Here is a 19140-nt window from a genome sequence, read left to right as displayed (position 1 = left end):
CTTCAAATACTTTTATGCTTTAGCCTTGTCATCTTCCATTTCTACCATTCCGAGGTCAAGAATAGAAACAAGACCGCCTTCATATTTTCCAACACCACTTATGAAGCTGTTAAGCTTTTTACCTTTATCTGCGCTATATGTAACCTTTTCAATACTCTTACTTCCAAGAGTAAGAACCTGATTAACCTGGTCTACAATAATTCCGATCAGAGTATCCTCTTCTGCCTTAAGAATAATGATTCGGCTCTTATCCGTAATCTCATCGGGTTCCATATCCATTTTAAGTCTCAAGCTCATAACAGGAACTATGACACCACGGATATTGATAACACCCTTAAGATAATGAGCAACCTGAGGAACACGTGTTATCTGCTGCATGCGCACAATATTATCAATATATTTTATATCTATTCCATATTGTTCGTCGCCGAGTCTGATGATGATATATTGGATCAGTTCGCCGACATCCTGAGTATCTCTTAATTCATTCATAATTTTATCCTTTCATAAGAATAGTCACTCCCGGTTAACTTAAAGGAAGTTCTGCTCTTGCTAAGTGATTACTATTATGCCAACTGATTAGTATCAAGAATCAGTGCTATCTCGCCATCACCAAGAATTGTTGCGCCACTGATCATGCGACATTTATTCATGTATCTGCCAAGAGGCTTAATAACGATTTCCTGCTGACCCATAAGTTCATCAATAACAAGGCCAAACTGCTGGTCACCTTTTCTTGTAATTACTACTACAAGGTCCTCATCCTCATTCTTGGTACTCTCTGTGTCAAGAGCCCTGCTTACACGAATAATAGGTGTAACACTTCCACGAAGATTTATAACTTCTTTGTTCTCAACTGTCTTAATATCTGTAGGAGCAACATCCTCAATACTCTGAATGGAATCAAGAGGAATTGCATATTTCTCTCCACCAACAACAACCATCAGAGCCTGAATAATAGCCAGTGTCAGAGGCAATCTGATTTGCCAGGTACTTCCTTCTCCCAGTTTTGTCTTAACACTAACTTCACCGGAAAGAGATTCAATCTTGGACTTAACAACATCAAGACCAACGCCTCGGCCGGAAACTTCAGTAACCTTCTTAGCTGTTGAGAATCCCGGATGGAAAAGAAAATCAATACATTGCTGTTCTGTAAGAGAAGCTGCTTCTTCAGCGGTAACAATGCCTTTTTCAATAGCTTTATTCTTTACTATCTCCGCATCAATACCATTACCATCATCACCAACTTCAATAACAACGCTGTTACCATCCTGGAATGCATGCAGGAAAATGTGTCCTTCTTCAGACTTTCCACGCTCTGCACGAAGCTCAGCAGATTCAATTCCATGATCCGCACTGTTACGTAACAGGTGCATCAGAGGATCACCAATCTCATCAACAACGGTTCTGTCCATTTCAGTGTCTTCACCGGTCATGGTCAGTTCCATGTTCTTTCCAAGCTGCTTATTAAGATCTCGAATCATACGAGGGAATTTCTGGAGTACGCTTTCGATAGGTACCATTCGAACTTTCATGACAGATTCATGAAGATTGGTAGTAACGCTTTCCAGATATTCAATCTGCTCGTTTACGTTGCCACTTACTATTCCTGCTGAATTTGCAGCAGATATCAAAGAGTTCTTCGCAATGATAAGCTCACTCACCAGATTCATGAGAACATCAAGTTTATCGATATCTACACGAACTGTGCGGTTAACTACAGGCTTACCAACAGGTTTCTTTCCGGCATCCTTAGCCGGTGCTTTTTCAGCAGGTTTTGCTGCAGGTGCTGCGGGCGCTGCAGGTGCTGCTGCAGGTGCTGCTCCGGCTGCAGGTGCTGCTGCGGGTGCTACTGCAGCGGCCTCTTCTGTGCTGACAGCTGCATTAGGATCATAATCGCCTATCTCACAGTCTTCGATCTCCGAAACACTTTTTACGATATCTTTTATCTTATCTTTATCTTCTTCGTCTGTAGAAATAATTAGACTAAAATTAAATTCAAACTTTTCATCCTCAATATCCTGAGTGGAAGGCTCGGAAATCATAAGCTCACCGATCTCTTCAATACCCTTGAATACAAGGAATGCTCTTGCTGCTTTAAGGATACAGCTTTCCTGGATCTTAACATTAAGTCCATAGAGTTTCTTGCCCTGTGCCTTAGCATCCTCAAGGTTACCCTTGGTATCAGGGTCGATCTTAATCGCTCTATAGTCCTTCGCAGGATCTGCATCCGACGGTGCTGCATTTGCTGCAGGTGCTGCCGCGGGTGCTGCTTCAGCTGCAGGAGCTGCTGCGGGTGCTGCTTCAGCCGCAGGGGCTGCCGCTGCAGGAGCTGCTCCACCACCACCGCTTGCGCCTGCTCTAATATCTGCAAGTGCTTTGATGATATTAGCGTTTTCCTCAGTTCCTTCGTCCTGTGACTCCGTGATATTGTCTACGTAAGCCTGTATTGCATCCAGACATTGGAACAAGGTATCAATCATGCTTGAGTCAATTTTCAGTGTGCCATTACGTACGTCTGAAAAAACATCCTCCATATCATGGGTCAGGTTCTGCATATTCTTATAACCCATGGTTCCTGCCATTCCCTTCATAGAATGGGCAGATCGGAAGATTTCGTTAATGCAATCCTCGTTCTCCGGATCCTGCTCCAACTGCATAATACTGTCATTCAGCGTTTGCAGATGCTCCTTTGCTTCGTCAAGAAAGACGCCTAGATACTGAGAAACATCCATAATCCCTTTACCTCCATAAGAAAACGTCACGCTTGCGTTAAGTAAAGGAATCGAAAGAAGTCTGCTCCTCAGCTAAAGAACAATGATGTTCTGCTCTCGGGATTGGAACAAGGTAGTTCTGCTCTCGGCTTGGAACTAAGGAAGTTCTGCTCTCGGCTTGGAACTAAGGAAGTTCTGCTCTCGCTTCGCTCGACAGAACTAAGTAGTACACTAGGCTCGATAAAACCTCGCCAAGTGATTACTTAACGCCAACGTTCATAATTATTTCCTGGGCTACGTCATCAAGTGTAACAACTTGATTAACAAGACCAGCTGTTGCCACTGCCTTAGGCATGCCATATACTGTGCAGGATGCTTCATCCTGTCCAATGACATGAACCTTCTTTTTCGATTTCAGATTTTTAATTCCCTCAGTACCATCTGCACCCATTCCAGTAAGAACTACACAGCATATAGAGTCATAATCAGAATCCATAAGTGACTCATACATGAAGTTTGCGCAAGGCCTTACGCCTTCTCTTGTAGGTCCGTCAACATAATGAATGGTGTGTTTACCGGCTGAAGTTATTACATGCATATGCTTTCCGCCCTTTGCAACATAGACGGTGCCTGCCTGAAGAACATCACCTTCAGCAGCCTCTTTGACATGAACCTCTGAAAGAGAATCCAGTCTTTCTGCAAGAGAAGCTGTAAATCCTTCCGGCATATGTTGCACAAGTACAACCGGTGTTTTAAGATTTTTGGGAAGTTTTGGAATAACCGCTTGAAGCGCACGAGGCCCACCCGTAGAACTGGCAATTGCAACTATGCGATTGCCTGTGACCTTGTCAGCATGCTTAGCGACAATATCCACCATTTTACGAGAGGCTTTGATCTCATCGATTGAAAAAGCCTTCGCACTAACCGGCGCCCTGGACTCGCAAACAGCTGCGAGTGTTCTGGTAAGCGTCTTGGTGAAATCATCGCCACGGCAATCCGAGGCGCGATCCGGTTTATGAATAAAATCAAGAGCTCCAAGTTCTAATGAATCAAGTGTCACTTTTGCCCCTTCCTTGGTGTCTGTACTACACATCATTACTTTAGCTCTTATTTTATTTTTGTTGATTTCCTTGAGTAACGTAATTCCGTCCATACGAGGCATGTTAACATCAAGAATAACAGCATCATATGTGTTCTTTTTCAAAAGCTCAAGGGCTTCAACTCCGTCTTTAGCCTTATCTACAACCTGAAATCTTGAATCTGAGTTTACTATATCACTAAGGACGGTTCTCATGAGTGCAGAGTCATCAACTAACAAAATTTTTTTCGACATTTAGTTTTGCTTCTTTCTAATTTTCCGTTCTTCCTCAAAGATAAAATGTATAATATCCTCTCTGGAAGTCTCGTCAATGTAGCTGTACTGTATGCGGTGCTCATACAGCCCTGGCCTGTTTTCGAGTTCCTGTACCCTTAGTACGGTGCACACCATTTCGTACTCAATATTATTAATATTGCCGGGTAATCTGTAAGCACAATAAATCGTGCTTCCCTCTTCATATTGGAAATTAGCGACAAACCGTAAACCGCCACCGCTTATATCAACGATAACGCTTCGCTGTAACGGCTTGTTCGTTCCCAAAAGCAATCCCCAGTTACGCCTGATAGCTTCGACTTCTTCTTCGGTGAAAATCCGCGATCGAAGCTCAAGAGCACAGCTAAATCTGTAATACTCTCTTCGCTGTAGTCTCTGAAGATTACTTAGAAGGTCAAGAACTAAAATATAAACATTGTTGCTCCGGTATCGGTCAATTATCCTTCCGTAACATTGAAACAGTCCCCTTGCACTGTAAAAGCACAAGCTATATTCACCATCTACGGGCAATAGTACAAGTTTCCCTTTATCCATAGGCATAAGAACTTCAATTCTGTCTTCTGACAAAACGTCGGTAATCTTACTCAGGTGAATTTTTTTCGTGCGGCTGTCATCGTCCATCCAGACCTTACCGATGGCCTTCAGTTCAATTTTATTGCCTGGCGCAATATAGTCCGCAAGCATTTAGGTACCCCTCTTACCTTTTATAGTTGAAAAAAATATTTTATTGACCGGCTGCCTTATCTCCGGTATTTTTCGTTGAATTAAGTTTTCTCCCTGTAATAATATGTGAGAAAAATGCAGCCATACCCCTAGGCTTGTATTTTTCAAGTTCTTCTTTATTAACAAGTTCTGCAGCAATCTGTTCGAATGCCTTAGCTGATTTTGAGTTCGGATACTGTATGGAAACCGGTGACTGTTGCATTACACCGCGAGCCAGCATCTGATCCTGTGGGATAGCTCCAAGGTAAGTAAGCGGGAGCTTTAAATATCTTGCAACTACGGCATTCAATTTATTAAACAGCTGTTGTCCCTCATCGCCTGTAGCGACTCTGTTGGACACAACCTTTATCATCGTGTTGTCTCTTGAAAATCTTTCCTGCTGATTTAGTGCTTTAAGTAGTGAGTACGAGTCAGTAATAGAAGTAGGCTCCGGAGTTGTAACCAGAATAATCTCGCCGCTTGCTACAAGGAACTCCATAACAGCATTTGAAATTCCTGCTCCGGTATCAATTATAATTGTATCTGCAATAGCATCCAGCTCCGCAAGGTTCACTATAATATCAACTAAATATTTTCTTTCCAGGTTATACATACCTGAAATACCGGAACCACCTGAAATAAATCCTACTCCCTCAGGTCCCCAGGTAATGATATCCTTAATATTCTTTTTCTTATAAATAAGATCACTGAGATTGTGTTTTGGTACAGTACCAAACATTATCTCTATATTTGCAAGTCCAAAGTCCGCGTCAAGAATAATTACTCTCTGTCCCATCCTTCTGAACTGTATGGCAAGATTGATCGATACATTTGATTTACCAACTCCTCCCTTACCACTAGTTACAGTAATAATCCTGGCGAGAGGTCTTTGCGGAGCATGTTGTGCTTTAATAATATTTCTTAGTTGTTGTGCCTGATCCATAAAAATAATCCTGTCTATATTCTATCAAAATATCCAAAAATCATCCACTATTTTCCACCAAGAAGCCCCTTAACACTTTTTTGAGCATCAAAGACAGCAATATCACTCGGAACGTTCTGTCCATTTGTAATATAAGACATGGGAGCTCCGGTGTGCATGTGAATGTTATAAAGGTTTCCTGCAGAACTTGTCTCATCCATTTTGGTGAAAATAAGTTTGTACTTAACTAACTGAGAGTAGCCATCTGCTATTTCTATCAGATCCCTGTACTTGGTTGTTGCAGAAAGAACCAGATAGTTCTCGGTTTCAACGCACTCTTCAAGTGCATGGATATAACCGATCATAGTCTCCTTCTGCTCTTCGTTGTGAAGACTATGACCTGCAGTATCAACCATAAGATAATCGTAATCCTTGAATTCTTCTGCCGCAGCTTTCATCTCCTCTGCCGAATAGATAACTCTGAAAGGGATATCCATTATGGTTGCATACGTCTTAAGCTGCTCTGCGGCAGCTATTCTGTATGTATCTACTGTTAAAAGAGCAACCTTTTTCTTTCTTACAATCCTAAGTTCTGAAGCAAGCTTAGCTATGGTAGTTGTCTTTCCGACACCTGTTGGTCCAATGAAAATTTCTGCAATAGGTCCGTCTCCAGGTTCCCTTATTCTGTCAGCGGGTCCAAATTTAAGAACCATCTTCTGATAGACATTAGCAAGAACATATTCCATGGGAATATTGGGCTTACTAACCTTCTCAACTTCATCAGTGAGCTGATTTGCATAAATCTCATCAACCTCATTCTCTATCAGGGTGTTATATAGAACTTTAACAAAAGACAATGTCTCATCTGATACAGTATTTGGCGCTTCTTTTATCTCGGAAATTTCATCCACCTGTGGATCCGACCTTACATCCTCTTTATCAGTCTTAAGATTTTTTTCCAAAAGATTGTGCAGGCTGTCGAGTTTTTCCTCTATGGCGCTGCTCTCATCCTGTATAAGCCCATGCTCTTTTTGTGCTGTAGAAACTGCTGAAGCCGGTGGAGATGAAGGCGACGATACCTTAAGCGGAGGTATTTCGCCCTGTTCCTGAGCTCTTAACAGCTTGTCTGCCATGGATGCAGGTTTTTGAGGCCTCGGCGCCTTTGTCTGATCTTTTACAGGCTTTACCGCCTTCATGGTTCTTGCCGGTTCATCCTCAAGCGCTACAGTAACCTCTATCTTAGGAGGAACAAAAATAGAGAAGAAACCGCTTTTCTTCACGGGTCTGACATTCATGATAACAATGTTGTCGCCCAGCTCTTTTTTCGCAATTTCTGTAGCTTCTAATTCAGTTTTTCCGGTGTACTTTTTTATAATCATATTATGCCGCTACCATCCCTACAGACTGCATTTCAACATTAGGTTCAACTTCATTGTAAGAAAGAACAATCAAATCCTTATAATAGTCCTCTGTCATCTTCTTAAAATACATTCGCACGATCGGCGAAGTCATTATTATCGGTATCATTCCGGCATCCTCTAGTTTCTTAGCCTGTTCGCCTACAGACTTAAGGATAGCCTTTGTTCTTGTGGGATCAAGAGTTAGATATGCACCGGTCTCAGTCTGCTTTACCGACTGCATGATCTCCTGCTCAATCTTCGGATCCAGTGTAATAACGCTGGTGGTCTCACCCGGATAAAAATATTTGCTTGATATTGCTCTTCTAAGGCTCTGTCTGACATATTCCGTAAGTATATCACTGTCGTGCGTGGACGGAGCATAATCAGCAAGTGTTTCAAATATGGTTACGAGATCTCTTATTGAGATACCCTCTGCCAAAAGATTCTGCAAAACCTTTTCAATCTCACCCAGACTCATAAGCTTGGGCACAAGTTCGTCCACAAGTGCAGGATTGTTCTCTTTAAGATTATTAACAAGGTTCTGAACATCCTGTCTGGTAAGAAGCTCAGCAATATGATTTCTTATTACCTCAGTAAGGTGTGTTGCAATGATAGACGGAGGATCAACAACAGTGTATCCCAAAGATTCCGCGCGTTCTCTCTGGCTCTCCGTAATCCAGGTGGCAGGAAGATGGAAGGAAGGTTCAAATGTAGGAATACCTGTTATTTCTTCCTCTACATTACCGGGATTCATGGCCATATAATGGTCAAAGAGAATCTCACCATCACTTACCTGAATTCCCTTTATCTTGATAATGTACTGATTAGGATTAAGCTGAATATTGTCTCGAAGACGAATGATCGGCACAACCGTACCGAGTTCCAAAGCAATCTGCCTTCTTATCATTACTACTCGGTCAAGCAGGTCACCGCCCTGATTAACATCAGCAAGTGGAATTATTCCATAGCCAAACTCAAGCTCTATAGGATCGACCTGAAGAAGACTGGTAACGTTTTCAGGCTGCCTTATCTCCTCAGCCTGCTGCTCCTCTTCAGCCATAACTTCTTCCTCGGTTGATGCAATCTTACTCTGTCTCTGCATAAGGAATCCAAGTCCTGCAATGCAGGCACCAAGTGGAAGATATAACAAGTCCGGAAGTGGTGTAAGTATACCAAGTGCTGCAATGAGTGCTCCAACGAGATACAAAGTCTTGGAGCCTGTAAAAAGCTGCCCGATAAGTGCAGGTCCAAAGTCTGCCTCCTTTGATCCCTTAGTAACAAGAATACCGGTACTAAGTGATACCAGAAGCGAAGGGATGGCACTTACAAGGCCGTCACCCATAGTAAGGATTGCATATTTATCAAGAGCATCATTCAAGGGCATACCCTGTCTGAGTACACCCATGAGAAGACCTCCGATAATATTTACTGCCGTAATAATAAGACCTGCAGTAGAATCTCCCTTTACATACTTAGTAGCACCATCCATAGCTCCGAAGAAGCTTGCTTCATTCTGAATCTTCTCACGTCTGACCTTAGCTTCCTGATCTGTAATAGCTCCGGTGTTCAGATCTGCATCAATAGCCATCTGTTTACCGGGCATAGCATCCAATGTAAAACGTGCCGATACTTCAGCAACACGCTCAGAACCCTTATTGATTACCATAAACTGCACAAGAATAAGGATCACATACACGATTGTTCCAATGATCAGGTCTCCGGCACCAACGAACTGTCCAAATACCTCAATAACCTTACCGGCATCACCACCGGTAAGGATCAGTCTCGTTGAAGAAATATTAAGTGCAATACGGAAAATTGTTGTGAACAAAAGAATCGTCGGGAAAAAGGACATATCCAATACTTCTTTTGAAAACATCGCAGTAAACAAGATCACAAATGACAGCGACATATCAAAGGCAAGAAGGAAGTCCATGAGCCAAGTGGGAATAGGCACGATGAACATGATAACAGCCGCAACAAAATAGAGAGCTACACCGTAATCGAATGCGCGCTTTCTTATAGTTTCAAGCATTATTCATCCCCCTTTCCCCAATTTTTTTCATAAGTATACATAATTAGTATATCGCATACCATATCTTGTATTCAAGAGGAAAATAGAGCACAATATAGTAATCAAACTTTACCCTGAAGATGATAAACAAATGCAAGAACTTCAGCAACAGCCTGATATAGTTCCGGCGGAACAAGCTCGCCTATATCCACGTTGGCATACAACATTCTGGCAAGTGGCTTATTCTCTACTATCTCAACGCCATTTTCTTTTGCAACATCCTTGATTCGCTGAGCCAGGTATCCTTCACCCTTTGCAACGACCATAGGTGCATCATATTTTTCTGCATCATATCTGATAGCAACTGCATAATGCGTAGGGTTTGTGATAACAACATCAGCCTTGGGAAGTTCCTGCATCATACGACGCTGTGAAGCCTGCATCATACGGCGGCGCTGCTGGCCCTTTATCTGAGGATCTCCTTCAGTATTTTTGTACTCATCCTTAACTTCCTGCTTGGTCATCATCATGTCTTTACGGAATTTTCTGCGCTGGAAGATAAGATCTGCGGCTGCAATAAACACATATACTGCGGATATTCTGATCCCTATATCAATGATGGTTTTGCCCATTAGTCCAATAGCCTGTTTTAGTGTCATATCATAAAGTGTGAAAACAGAGGCATCATATCCTACAAAATATGTGTAAACCACCACTGAAATAATCAGGATTTTTGCAATAGCTTTTACAAGCTCAAACAATTGCCTTGAAGAGAAAATCTTTTTGAAACCTTTAATGGGATCTAGCTTACTTAGCTTCGGCTCAAGGGGCTTAGCGGTGAATTTCCATCCCACCTGCACAACATTGCAAATGAATGCAACAACGAAGGATGCTATCAAAAAAGGTGCCGCGGTAATAAGTATTCTCAAAATAGTATTCATAAGTAAGATGCGAAGATCGCCAAAAGGTGTGAAACCATCATACATCACAATAATATCCGGAATTTGGGAATATACATTGCGAAACTGATCCGAGAAGCTGTCACCAAGATACGTGTACAGTGCTCTTATAAGTATGAACAGCGTCATAAGTCCTGCAGCATTGCCTATCTCCTGGCTTTTTGCAACCTGACCTTCGTTTCTTGCATCCTGAAGCTTTTTAGCCGTAGGCTCCTCGGTTTTCTCGCCTCCGGGGCCGTCAGCAAAGAACTGCAGATTGTAAGAAAGCATCAGTTCAATATTCAGTTCCTCTCCGCTTTTACGTAAGGTCATTAATAAACTCCGTCATCAAAAGCCTCATATTGGTAAAAATAAAGTCCGAAGCATTATATAGCAACATGCTTGTAAAATACATCATTGCAAGTCCAACAATAAGCTTAAGCTGCATACCCACAGCAAACATATTCATCTGGGGCGCAACTCTTGCAAGGATACCAAGAATAACGTTCATGATAAATGTTACTATAAAAACAGGCAGGCAAATTCTAAAGCCAATTATCATATAGTAAGATATAAACTTCAGCATAGAATTAAGAAGCTTATCTGAATTAAAAATCGCGCCATTAACAGGTATAAGTCTAAAAGAATCTGTAAGTGCTGATATAAAATATCTGTAGAGGCCGCTTACAAGCATCATGCCCATGAACGCATACTGATATAAAGCTGCAGAAACAGCGACATTTTCCCTGGAATTAGGGCTCATAACCTGAACCATCGATAAGCCAACCTGCATGTCTGCAATCTGTCCCGCCATAGTAGCTATAAGCGTGCATATCTGCGCTGCATATCCTATTAACAGTCCGGTAAAAAATTCCTTTAGAACAATTACCGTATAACCAAGTATAGTATCATATTCAAGTGTATTAACAGGTGCATAGCCATAGAGTATAAATGACAACAGCACCGAAAAACCGATTTTCACCATCTGCGGAGTATTGCTCATACTAAAAAAGGGTGCAATATAAACAAACATTGTCACCCTAACAAGTATCAGTAAGAAAACCTCTAGATCGCCGTAGGTGAAGGTGTACTCTATCAAATCTTCATCCTCCGCTAATGAATGTATAATGAAAAATCCGACCACATTTTCACAACATATCCGGACAATTCAGTAAGCATCCAGTTTCCAAGTAATATCAGAGCCAAAAATGTAACAAGTATCTTAGGTACAAAAGTTAACGTCTGATCCTGAATAGATGTTACAGTCTGAAAGATTGATATTGAAAGACCAACTATAAGCGAAACCAGCAAAATCGGAACCGCAATTTTGATTACCATAAACAAACCGTTGGACATGATAGCCGTAACGTCATCTACTGTCATTTGTACCCCTCCTAATAGAATGTCTTAACCAGACTGCCAATTATAAGGTTCCACCCATCAGCAAGAACAAAAAGCAGAATCTTGAATGGCATGGAAATAGTAGTCGGCGGAAGCATCATCATACCCATACTCATAAGTACCGATGACACAACCATATCTATAACAATAAACGGAATATATATCAGGAATCCAATTATGAATGCTGTTCTTAATTCGCTGATCAAAAAGCTGGGAATAAGTACAGCATTAGGAATGCTATCCAGTTCACCATCCCATTCCAGATCATCAATTTCCATAAAAAGACGCACATCCTTGGTCTGAGTTTGGCCATACATAAAGTTTCTAATGGGGATCATAGCTGTATCAAAAAATTCCTGCTGCTCTATCTCGCCTTTATCAAAGGGCTGAATAGCCGTTTCATTTATTTCCTTAATGGTGGGCTGCATTATAAAAAATGTAAGAAATAATGCAAGTCCCAAAAGAACCTGGTTCGGCGGAGAAGTTTGCGTAGAAAGCGCAGCCCTCGTAAAATGCAGTACAATGATGATTCTGGTAAAGCAGGTCATCATTATCAGCAAAAGAGGCGCGAGCGCAATAAGTGTCAGGGTTATAAGAATTCTCAGTGCCCCGTTAATAGTACCGTTACCGTTGTCATAGGTCACGGTGACGGTATTTGCTATATTCAGTTCCTTCAGATCATCAGCATCCTTGGCGGAACCCGGTTCTGTAATGTTCGTCCTCTCCCCATCTGTTCCTGTCAGATGTGTATCCCTATCTACAGTAGGATCTGTTGGATGCGTATCATCTATATATGATGTTGATGCGGAAACTGTTACTGCTCCGCTGTTAAAAACACAAAAAGCCACAATAAAAGAAAGGCATAACAACGAAATGCCCATCTTTAACAGCGGCTTTAAATCTTTTACTCCCCTAAAACTCTTCATACCTTATTTCTTCTTAAATTTCTCCAAGACTTTCTCAAATTCTTTACTAAAATCAACAGGTTCGGAAGATTTTAAAACAGGCGGTTCATACTCGTCCTCCGATAACTCTGTAAGTAATGTCACATTATCTTTGCAAACTGCAATAACAAGATATTTGTTCATTACCCTGACTATCTGCATATATTTGGTAGTGGAAATCCTACAGGTTTCCATTATCTCCATATTTGCAGTAAATGAATTGCCCTTTTGATATCGGGCAATCCACTTTGTTACATAATAGGTCGCAGCCAAAACCAAAATAAACAGTACAAGTACAGTAAAAAGCTGCGCTATCGATGAAGCATACATTTTCTTGCGACCTTCCAATTATTACTGAAATTATTGAACAATCTCGGTAACACGAACACCGAAGCTTTCTTCAATAACTACAACTTCTCCCTTTGCCACAAATTTACCATTAACAAGAACATCAACAGGCTCACCCGCAACCTTCTCAAGCTCAATGATGGTACCGGGAGCAAAGTCAAGAATATCAGATATTGCCTTTGCTGTTCTTCCAAGTTCTACAGTTACTTCAAGAGGCACATCTTTTATAAGTCCGATGTTTTCTCCTGCAGCCATCATGGGAGTTCCTGCAGCGAAGCTCTGGAACTGAGCCGGCTGTACATTTGCTCCCATCATCTGAGGCTGCATCATAGGCATTCCCATTGGCATCATAGGCATACCCATCTGAGGCATTCCCATTTGCGGCATTCCCTGCATCATTGACGGATCCATGCCCATACCCGGCATTCCGGCAGCTGCTGAAGGATCCGAAGCAGGCATGCCCATATCCGGTGCAGATGCAGCCGGTGCAGGTGCGGGAGCAGCTTCCTCCTCTGCAGACTCTGTGCTTATGGTATCCTTCAAACTCTTTGCAAAATCAATAGGATACAGCTGCATCAGCGTTGAATCAACGAGCTCCCCGATCTGTAATTTGAAAGTTACTCGGCAGAATGTACCTGTCAAAAACTCAGAAATCTCACTGGGATCGTCATCAATCATATCAAGAAGCGTTGCTTCCGGCGGGCTGATATCAACCTTCTGTCCGATCATGGTTGAAAGCGATGTGGCTGCTGCACCCATCATCTGGTTCATAGCTTCAGAAATAGCAGAAAGCTGAAGTTCTCCTACCTCGCCCTCAGTATTGGTTCCGTCACCGCCCATCATTAGGTCAGTGATAACCATAACATCTCGCTCCTTGAGGATAAGTATATTAGTACCCTCAAGACCTACCGTATATTTAATCTGAATAAATACACAAGGCTTCTCATAATTATTTAATACCGTATTCCAGTTAGCAAGCTCAACCTGAGGCGTAGTGATATTAACCTTCTGATTTACAAGTGAATACAGAGTTGTAGCTGAAGATCCCATACTAATGTTGGCAACTTCACCTATAGCATCCTTTTCCTCATCATTCAGAAGACTCTCATCAATTTCACCGGCCACAAAGCCGCCACCTGAAGGAGCATCAGCCGCAGGAGCGTCGCCTCCTGCATCAGCAGCCGGAGCATCCCCGCCACCGGCATCACCACCTCCTGAATCCATACCGGCGAGCAGTGCATTTATTTCTTCCTGTGAAAGCATTCCATCCATGCTGCTACTCTTCCTCCTCTCTAATTACCGACGTTATTCTGACGGCATATTTATCTTTTGCGGTTCCCGGAAGTGCCGTGAATTTATAAATATCACCAACATATACCTGAAGCTCGCTATTTACCTGATTATCAAGGCGTATTATGTCGCCCCTCTGAAGCTGAACAAAATCACTTACCGAAACATTACATCTTCCCAAAATGGCTTTTACCGGAACATCCACATGTCTTACCAGCGATTCAAGATGTTCTCCGTAAGTATCATCATCATGCTTCTGCATGGTTGAAAACCAGAACTTGGTATTCAATTTATCCATGACACTCTCAAGAGTGAAATATGGCAGACATATATTCATAAGTCCTTCCACATCACCGATCTTGATATTAAGCGTTACAATGGCAATCATGTCGGTAGGTGAGATAACCTGTGCAAACTGGGGATTAGTCTCAATTCTCTCCATTATGGGGTTGATCGCCAAAACATTCTCCCAGGGCTCCACCATAAGCTGCATGCATATGGTTATCAGCTTCTCTATAAGGGGCATCTCTATATCAGTAAAAGGTCTGGTTTTATCAAGACCCACGCCTTCTCCGCCAAGCATTCTGTCTATGAAAGCAAAACCGATATTTGCCTGAAGCTCTAATATTATTGTTCCCTGCAGGGGTAAGAAATTTATTATACCCAAAATTACAGGATTACTAAGTGCATTACTAAATTCCGAATATGTTACAGTCTCAGAGTTTGCGACCGAAACCTGTACGTTTTTTCTTAAATAAAGCGGAAGTGTTGTTGATAACAGTCTTCCATAATGTTCATAGATCATCTCCAGGGTTCTCAAGTGTTCTTTAGAGAACTTGGCCGGTCTTTTAAAGTCATAATCCTTGACTTTTTTCTCGTCCGCAGCGGACATCTGATCCACGTCGAGTTCACCGGTATTTAAAGCCGCGAGTAGATTATCTATCTCATTCTGTGATAATACTTCACTCAAGCGTAGATCACCTCACTTTTATCCAACAAATAAATCATAACAAACTCTTTTCATACTCCCCAAAATAAAAGCCAAAATATATTACTGATATACACTACCTGAGAAACTAACCTCATATATGAATCCTGATCCAAAAAGCTCCTGGATTCTCTCAAGAAGCGCCGCTTTAGCTTCATCCTCATGAGCTCTTATCTCATCAAGTGTATACGCTCCAATTACCTCTGTGATAATTGACTTGATCTTATCCTGATATGTTGCAAAAGTAGTACCATCAGCCCCATAGTAAGTCTCATAATCAGCATTTGATTTATCAAGTGATAAAACTATGGTTGTAAGCATGTAATGCGGCTTGCCGCTTGCATCTTCCTTAAGCGAAATTGTCATATCGGCTATTGAATACGGAACCATATTGCTAATATCCACATTGCCTGTAGCAGATCCTGAAAATCCCTGACCGTTTTGTCCACCGTTAGCCTCAATCTGAAGAGCTGCAGCCACGTCGCCGATAAGTGCGACAGCCTGATTATTAGTGGTCATAACCGTCAGCATCATAAAGCCTGTCATACCGGTATTAACTAAAAGTAATGCTAAAATGATAATTGCCAGCAGGTTTTTTCTCATCTGTTTTCTCCCTCATAAAAATGTATTAGTACATAGGACTAAGCGGATTATATATTCTAATCTCAACGCGTCTGTTTCTGGCCCTTCCTTCAGGTGTGGCATTATCAGCCACAGGCTCATATTCTCCCCGACCTGAATGCTTAAGCTTTGAAGGGTCAAGCGCCGTATTATCAACTATGTAATAAAATACAGAAAGTGCTCTGGCATCACTAAGTTCATCATTATTAGTAATTTTGCCATAGTCTCTGTGCATGGGCACATTATCTGTATGTCCTTCGATTTCTATAGTGCCGCCTGCATATCTCTCAAGTACCGAGCCGACTTTATCAAGGATAACATTTGCGCCTTCCTTCAAATCAGCATTACCTGAGTCAAACAGTATTGAGCCCTGCAGTGTAAGTTGTACAAACTGACTGGTAAAATTGACATCAATCTGATTTGAAACATCCATAGCATCAAGCGCTTCAGATACCTCCGCAGCAAGTGCTTCAGAAGCTTTTAACTGTTCAGCCTCTGCAGCTTCCTGTGCATCCTCAGCATTGGCGCCTTTCTGATCGGAATCACTGTCAGTGCCTGTCTTGCTGGAATCTCCTTCAGAACCTTCTCCTGAGGTATTGCCTTCAGATCCCGTTGATTCTCCACCGCTACCTGTTCTTATGCCCTCAGTTTCGCCGTCTTCTTTTATTCCGGCGCCTCCGCTCTCACTTGCGTTCTCGCCCTCAGAATCTGTTAAATCCTCTTCCTGGGATCCCGATTGGGAAATACCCATGGAAATTATATAATTTGACAATTGGTTTAACTGCGAAATACCATCGCCAACAAGTGCTCCGGTACCAAGCGCTGCTTCACCTCCCTGAAAAATACCAAATGCAGAGCTAAATGATGCAGCTACCTCCTCAAACTTCTGCGCATCCATTGTTGCCATAGAGAAAAGCAAAACGAAGAAGCACAAAAGCAAGTTCATCAGGTCTCCGAATGTACCCTGCCACGCTGGCAAACCCGGTTTTATCTCTTCTGGTTTTTTTGCCATTACTCTCCTCCACCATCACCGGAACCATTCTCAGCTTCATATGCAGCTCTGTTAGCAGGTGACAGAAACGATTTAAGTTTCTCCTCAGTAACTCTGGGATTTTCACCTGCCTGAATAGAAAGAAGTCCTTCTATTACAATACTTTTCATAGTATATTCTGCATTATCTCTTGCTTTAAGCTTATTCTCAGCAGGATAGCAGAACCAGTTCGCAAGAACCGATCCATAGAATGTCGTGATCAAGGCAACGGCCATGGACGGTCCGATAGATGAAGGGTCTGACATGTTCTGCAGCATAAGAACCAGTCCAAGCAGCGTTCCGATCATTCCCCAAGAAGGTCCCATACCTGCAACATCAGCAAAGAACGTGTAGTTCTCTTTATGTCGCTCTGACATAGCATCTATCTCAGCTTCCAGAATAGCCTTAACAAGTTCAGGCTCAGTACCGTCGACTATAAGTCCTACGCCCTTCTTCATAAAGGCATCCTCTATATTGCTGGCTGCCTCTTCCAGTGCAAGCAGTCCCTCTTTTCTGGCAGTATTTGACAGGTCAATTATCTGTTTTATAACAGCCTTGGTATCATCAGCGGGCATTTTAAAGATCAATGTATATGACTTTAGTCCGTTGATAAAACTGGGCATGGTTCTTGAAGCCAACACCGCCATGAACGCTCCACCAAAGGTAATCATGGCAGAAGGTGCATCGACGAAGTATTGCACACCGGAAATGCCGGCACCAAACACAATACTAAGAATCATGAAAATGAAACAAAGTACAACACCAAGTAATGAAGCTATATCCACTTAGTTTTCCCCCTTCGTTAAAAACTTAAGTAAAAATTCATCATCAAAATGTGTAATGCATTATTATCAGTTAATGTAACGCATCATGGATTCGCGCCTTTGTTGCTTCTTCACCACAAGATACAAGTGGTGCCTCAGCCTGAACATTCCATCTCTCATTGCATCTCTTCATAACCTCAGGGAGCGATTCCTTAATTATAAATTTGCGCCCATTGGCCATGATCACTACAGTATCGGGAGTGGACTCTACTGTCTCTATTAGATTTTCATTAACCAATATCAATCGGCCATCCAACCTGGTAATTTCTATCACGATTTATCCCCCGACATCAGTTAGATTATTTGAAATAAATATGCAGTTTTGGAATGGGTGTTTTAACCAAAATTACACTCTGTCACTTATTAACACAATTTTATCATGGTTTTTCATTATTTTCCTACACAAAATACCGCAAAAGACTGCGGTTTGCATTTTTATTTCATTAAAATGTGATATTTCTGAAATTAATTTTCGTGCTATATCTTGTGCATACTTCATTTTCAATTATACAACATCTCGTAATTTATTAAAACAGTTTTGAAATGTTTTGTTCTGATAAGTATTTGTTTTTGAAATTTAAAGTTTTTTTCAATTTTGTTTATATAGTTTTTAGATATATATGGAGATGATTTTGTTATTTGTCTGAGTTGTTTGAAATTTAATTTCAGATAAATTGCTTATTTTTGTAATTTTATTTCATATTTCTTTTTTTGTGGGATTGTTTCTGCTGTCATTTTTTTACACTATTTTATTAGTCTTGGTTTTATCTTTTTTGCTATTTTCTTCTTTTGTTTTTCTTCAGCTATTTTTTTCTTTTGTTTTTCTTCAGCTGTTTTTCTTCTTTTGCTTTTTCTTCAGCTGTTTTTTTCTTCTTTCGTTTTTTCTTGTTTTTTTGTTTTGTTTTTGGTATTTTCTTTTTCTTTAATAACGATTCTTAAGAGTTCTCTGAAAAGTTTTAAGATGATTTTGAGGAAGCATGGCGAAATTTAGGGCTGTGCACTGTTTTTTTGCTATGCACTATTTTTCTGGCACTGTTTTTGGCTGTGCACTGGGTTTTGGCTTTTTTTCTCTATCCCAGTGCTCAAAAAATTTGAAGATCTTGGATTTTACACTGGGATTTGCTAAAAATCCCTATCCCAGTGTACTCCTGTGGTTTTCAATGCACTGGCATTAGCCAAAAATCCCTATCCCAGTGTACTCCTGTGGTCTTCACTGCACTGGCATCAGCCAAAATGCTCTATCCCAGTGTACTCCTGTGGTCTTCACTGCACTGGCATCAGCCAAAATGCTCTATTCCAGTGTACGCCTATGTTTTTCACTGCACTGGGATTAACTAAAGAGCCCTATTCCAGTGCTTTTATCCCTAATTTGCGGAAAAAAAGTTTTTCGAGCCCATCGCATTAATAATTATGAAGTAAACAGTCCTTCTAACATGTCTTTACCTGCATAAATAAGTCGAAAGCAATGCCAGTGACTTCAATAAAGTGCTAAAAAATATTCACGAATGAGGATATATAATACACAACATATAAAAAAGTACTTCATTAATCAAACGGGCGCTCTGCTGAGCGCCCGCTTTTTATTATACACTTATCTCCCTCTCGCTAAGTGATTTGGTTGTTCTGCTCTCA

18 protein-coding genes are annotated in these 19140 nt (G+C 41.4%); all 18 read right to left on the bottom strand.

Translation table 11 applies throughout. The features are described from left to right. Positions 1 to 12: 12 nt before the first annotated feature. Positions 13 to 492, bottom strand: coding sequence for a chemotaxis protein CheW (locus ACHCNF_RS01180; protein ID WP_022760146.1), 480 nt, complete (start codon positions 490 to 492; stop codon positions 13 to 15). 74 nt (positions 493 to 566) lie between these two features. Next, positions 567 to 2735, bottom strand: a complete 2169-nt coding sequence (locus ACHCNF_RS01175; RefSeq protein ID WP_408070975.1) for a chemotaxis protein CheW — start codon at positions 2733 to 2735, stop codon at positions 567 to 569. A gap of 238 nt (positions 2736 to 2973) precedes the next feature. Next, positions 2974 to 4047 (bottom strand): protein-glutamate methylesterase/protein-glutamine glutaminase, encoded by a 1074-nt coding sequence (locus ACHCNF_RS01170; RefSeq protein WP_408070974.1) that lies wholly within the window; start codon positions 4045 to 4047, stop codon positions 2974 to 2976. Next, positions 4048 to 4770: a flagellar brake protein gene (locus tag ACHCNF_RS01165; RefSeq protein ID WP_408070973.1), complete on the bottom strand. Its 723-nt coding sequence runs from the start codon at positions 4768 to 4770 to the stop codon at positions 4048 to 4050. A gap of 40 nt (positions 4771 to 4810) precedes the next feature. Continuing rightward, a complete protein-coding gene (locus ACHCNF_RS01160) occupies positions 4811 to 5731 on the bottom strand; it encodes a MinD/ParA family protein (protein ID WP_408070972.1) in 921 nt (306 codons plus the stop codon). Between the two features lie 47 nt (positions 5732 to 5778). Continuing rightward, complete coding sequence (gene flhF, locus ACHCNF_RS01155; RefSeq protein ID WP_408070971.1) at positions 5779 to 7089, bottom strand: flagellar biosynthesis GTPase FlhF; 1311 nt, start codon at positions 7087 to 7089, stop codon at positions 5779 to 5781. A 1-nt stretch (position 7090) separates the two neighbouring features. Next, a complete protein-coding gene (gene flhA / locus ACHCNF_RS01150) occupies positions 7091 to 9145 on the bottom strand; it encodes a flagellar biosynthesis protein FlhA (RefSeq protein ID WP_408070970.1) in 2055 nt (684 codons plus the stop codon). A 101-nt stretch (positions 9146 to 9246) separates the two neighbouring features. Then, positions 9247 to 10395: a flagellar biosynthesis protein FlhB gene (gene flhB / locus ACHCNF_RS01145; RefSeq protein ID WP_408070969.1), complete on the bottom strand. Its 1149-nt coding sequence runs from the start codon at positions 10393 to 10395 to the stop codon at positions 9247 to 9249. Beyond that, positions 10382 to 11161, bottom strand: coding sequence for a flagellar biosynthetic protein FliR (locus ACHCNF_RS01140; RefSeq protein WP_408070968.1), 780 nt, complete (start codon positions 11159 to 11161; stop codon positions 10382 to 10384). Before ACHCNF_RS01140 ends, flhB begins: the two co-directional genes overlap by 14 nt. A gap of 14 nt (positions 11162 to 11175) precedes the next feature. Then, a complete protein-coding gene (gene fliQ, locus ACHCNF_RS01135) occupies positions 11176 to 11445 on the bottom strand; it encodes a flagellar biosynthesis protein FliQ (RefSeq protein ID WP_408070967.1) in 270 nt (89 codons plus the stop codon). Positions 11446 to 11456: 11 nt separating this feature from the next. Then, positions 11457 to 12389 carry a flagellar type III secretion system pore protein FliP gene (gene fliP, locus ACHCNF_RS01130; RefSeq protein ID WP_408070966.1) on the bottom strand — a complete coding sequence of 311 codons (933 nt, stop codon included), beginning with the start codon at positions 12387 to 12389 and terminating at the stop codon, positions 11457 to 11459. Between the two features lie 3 nt (positions 12390 to 12392). Next, the gene (locus ACHCNF_RS01125) at positions 12393 to 12737 is read right to left on the bottom strand and encodes a flagellar biosynthetic protein FliO (protein WP_408070965.1); all 345 of its coding nucleotides are present in this window, start codon (positions 12735 to 12737) and stop codon (positions 12393 to 12395) included. Between the two features lie 30 nt (positions 12738 to 12767). Beyond that, on the bottom strand, positions 12768 to 14027 hold the full coding sequence (gene fliY / locus ACHCNF_RS01120) for a flagellar motor switch phosphatase FliY (RefSeq protein ID WP_408070964.1): 1260 nt from the start codon (positions 14025 to 14027) through the stop codon (positions 12768 to 12770). Positions 14028 to 14031: 4 nt separating this feature from the next. Further along, positions 14032 to 15015, bottom strand: a complete 984-nt coding sequence (fliM, locus tag ACHCNF_RS01115; protein WP_408070963.1) for a flagellar motor switch protein FliM — start codon at positions 15013 to 15015, stop codon at positions 14032 to 14034. A gap of 81 nt (positions 15016 to 15096) precedes the next feature. Continuing rightward, complete coding sequence (locus ACHCNF_RS01110; RefSeq protein ID WP_408070962.1) at positions 15097 to 15636, bottom strand: flagellar basal body-associated FliL family protein; 540 nt, start codon at positions 15634 to 15636, stop codon at positions 15097 to 15099. 25 nt (positions 15637 to 15661) lie between these two features. Continuing rightward, complete coding sequence (locus ACHCNF_RS01105) at positions 15662 to 16666, bottom strand: OmpA family protein (RefSeq protein WP_408070961.1); 1005 nt, start codon at positions 16664 to 16666, stop codon at positions 15662 to 15664. Then, positions 16666 to 17469, bottom strand: a complete 804-nt coding sequence (locus ACHCNF_RS01100; protein WP_408070960.1) for a motility protein A — start codon at positions 17467 to 17469, stop codon at positions 16666 to 16668. The genes ACHCNF_RS01105 and ACHCNF_RS01100 overlap by 1 nt, the downstream gene beginning before the upstream one ends. Before the next feature lie 70 nt (positions 17470 to 17539). After that, positions 17540 to 17782, bottom strand: coding sequence for a flagellar FlbD family protein (locus ACHCNF_RS01095; protein ID WP_408070959.1), 243 nt, complete (start codon positions 17780 to 17782; stop codon positions 17540 to 17542). Between the last annotated feature and the right edge of the window lie 1358 nt (positions 17783 to 19140).

The sequence above is a fragment of the Butyrivibrio sp. NATIVEDY162 genome, assembly GCF_045999815.1.
GTDB lineage: Bacteria > Bacillota > Clostridia > Lachnospirales > Lachnospiraceae > Butyrivibrio.
Note: the sequence above shows the minus strand (reverse complement) of the source record. Positions and strands in the feature narration are given on the sequence as shown.

Excerpts from the sequence above, each read along its gene's own strand:
- ACHCNF_RS01110 (WP_408070962.1), bottom strand. The coding sequence starts at position 15,636 with ATGAGAAAAAACCTGCTGGCAATTATCATTTTAGCATTACTTTTAGTT.
- flhB (WP_408070969.1), bottom strand. The coding sequence starts at position 10,395 with ATGACCTTACGTAAAAGCGGAGAGGAACTGAATATTGAACTGATGCTT.
- ACHCNF_RS01105 (WP_408070961.1), bottom strand. The coding sequence starts at position 16,666 with ATGGCAAAAAAACCAGAAGAGATAAAACCGGGTTTGCCAGCGTGGCAG.
- ACHCNF_RS01165 (WP_408070973.1), bottom strand. The coding sequence starts at position 4,770 with ATGCTTGCGGACTATATTGCGCCAGGCAATAAAATTGAACTGAAGGCC.
- fliY (WP_408070964.1), bottom strand. The coding sequence starts at position 14,027 with ATGGATGGAATGCTTTCACAGGAAGAAATAAATGCACTGCTCGCCGGT.
- flhA (WP_408070970.1), bottom strand. The coding sequence starts at position 9,145 with ATGCTTGAAACTATAAGAAAGCGCGCATTCGATTACGGTGTAGCTCTC.
- fliQ (WP_408070967.1), bottom strand. The coding sequence starts at position 11,445 with ATGACAGTAGATGACGTTACGGCTATCATGTCCAACGGTTTGTTTATG.
- ACHCNF_RS01125 (WP_408070965.1), bottom strand. The coding sequence starts at position 12,737 with ATGTATGCTTCATCGATAGCGCAGCTTTTTACTGTACTTGTACTGTTT.
- ACHCNF_RS01180 (WP_022760146.1), bottom strand. The coding sequence starts at position 492 with ATGAATGAATTAAGAGATACTCAGGATGTCGGCGAACTGATCCAATAT.
- ACHCNF_RS01160 (WP_408070972.1), bottom strand. The coding sequence starts at position 5,731 with ATGGATCAGGCACAACAACTAAGAAATATTATTAAAGCACAACATGCT.
- ACHCNF_RS01170 (WP_408070974.1), bottom strand. The coding sequence starts at position 4,047 with ATGTCGAAAAAAATTTTGTTAGTTGATGACTCTGCACTCATGAGAACC.
- ACHCNF_RS01175 (WP_408070975.1), bottom strand. The coding sequence starts at position 2,735 with ATGGATGTTTCTCAGTATCTAGGCGTCTTTCTTGACGAAGCAAAGGAG.
- fliP (WP_408070966.1), bottom strand. The coding sequence starts at position 12,389 with ATGAAGAGTTTTAGGGGAGTAAAAGATTTAAAGCCGCTGTTAAAGATG.
- flhF (WP_408070971.1), bottom strand. The coding sequence starts at position 7,089 with ATGATTATAAAAAAGTACACCGGAAAAACTGAATTAGAAGCTACAGAA.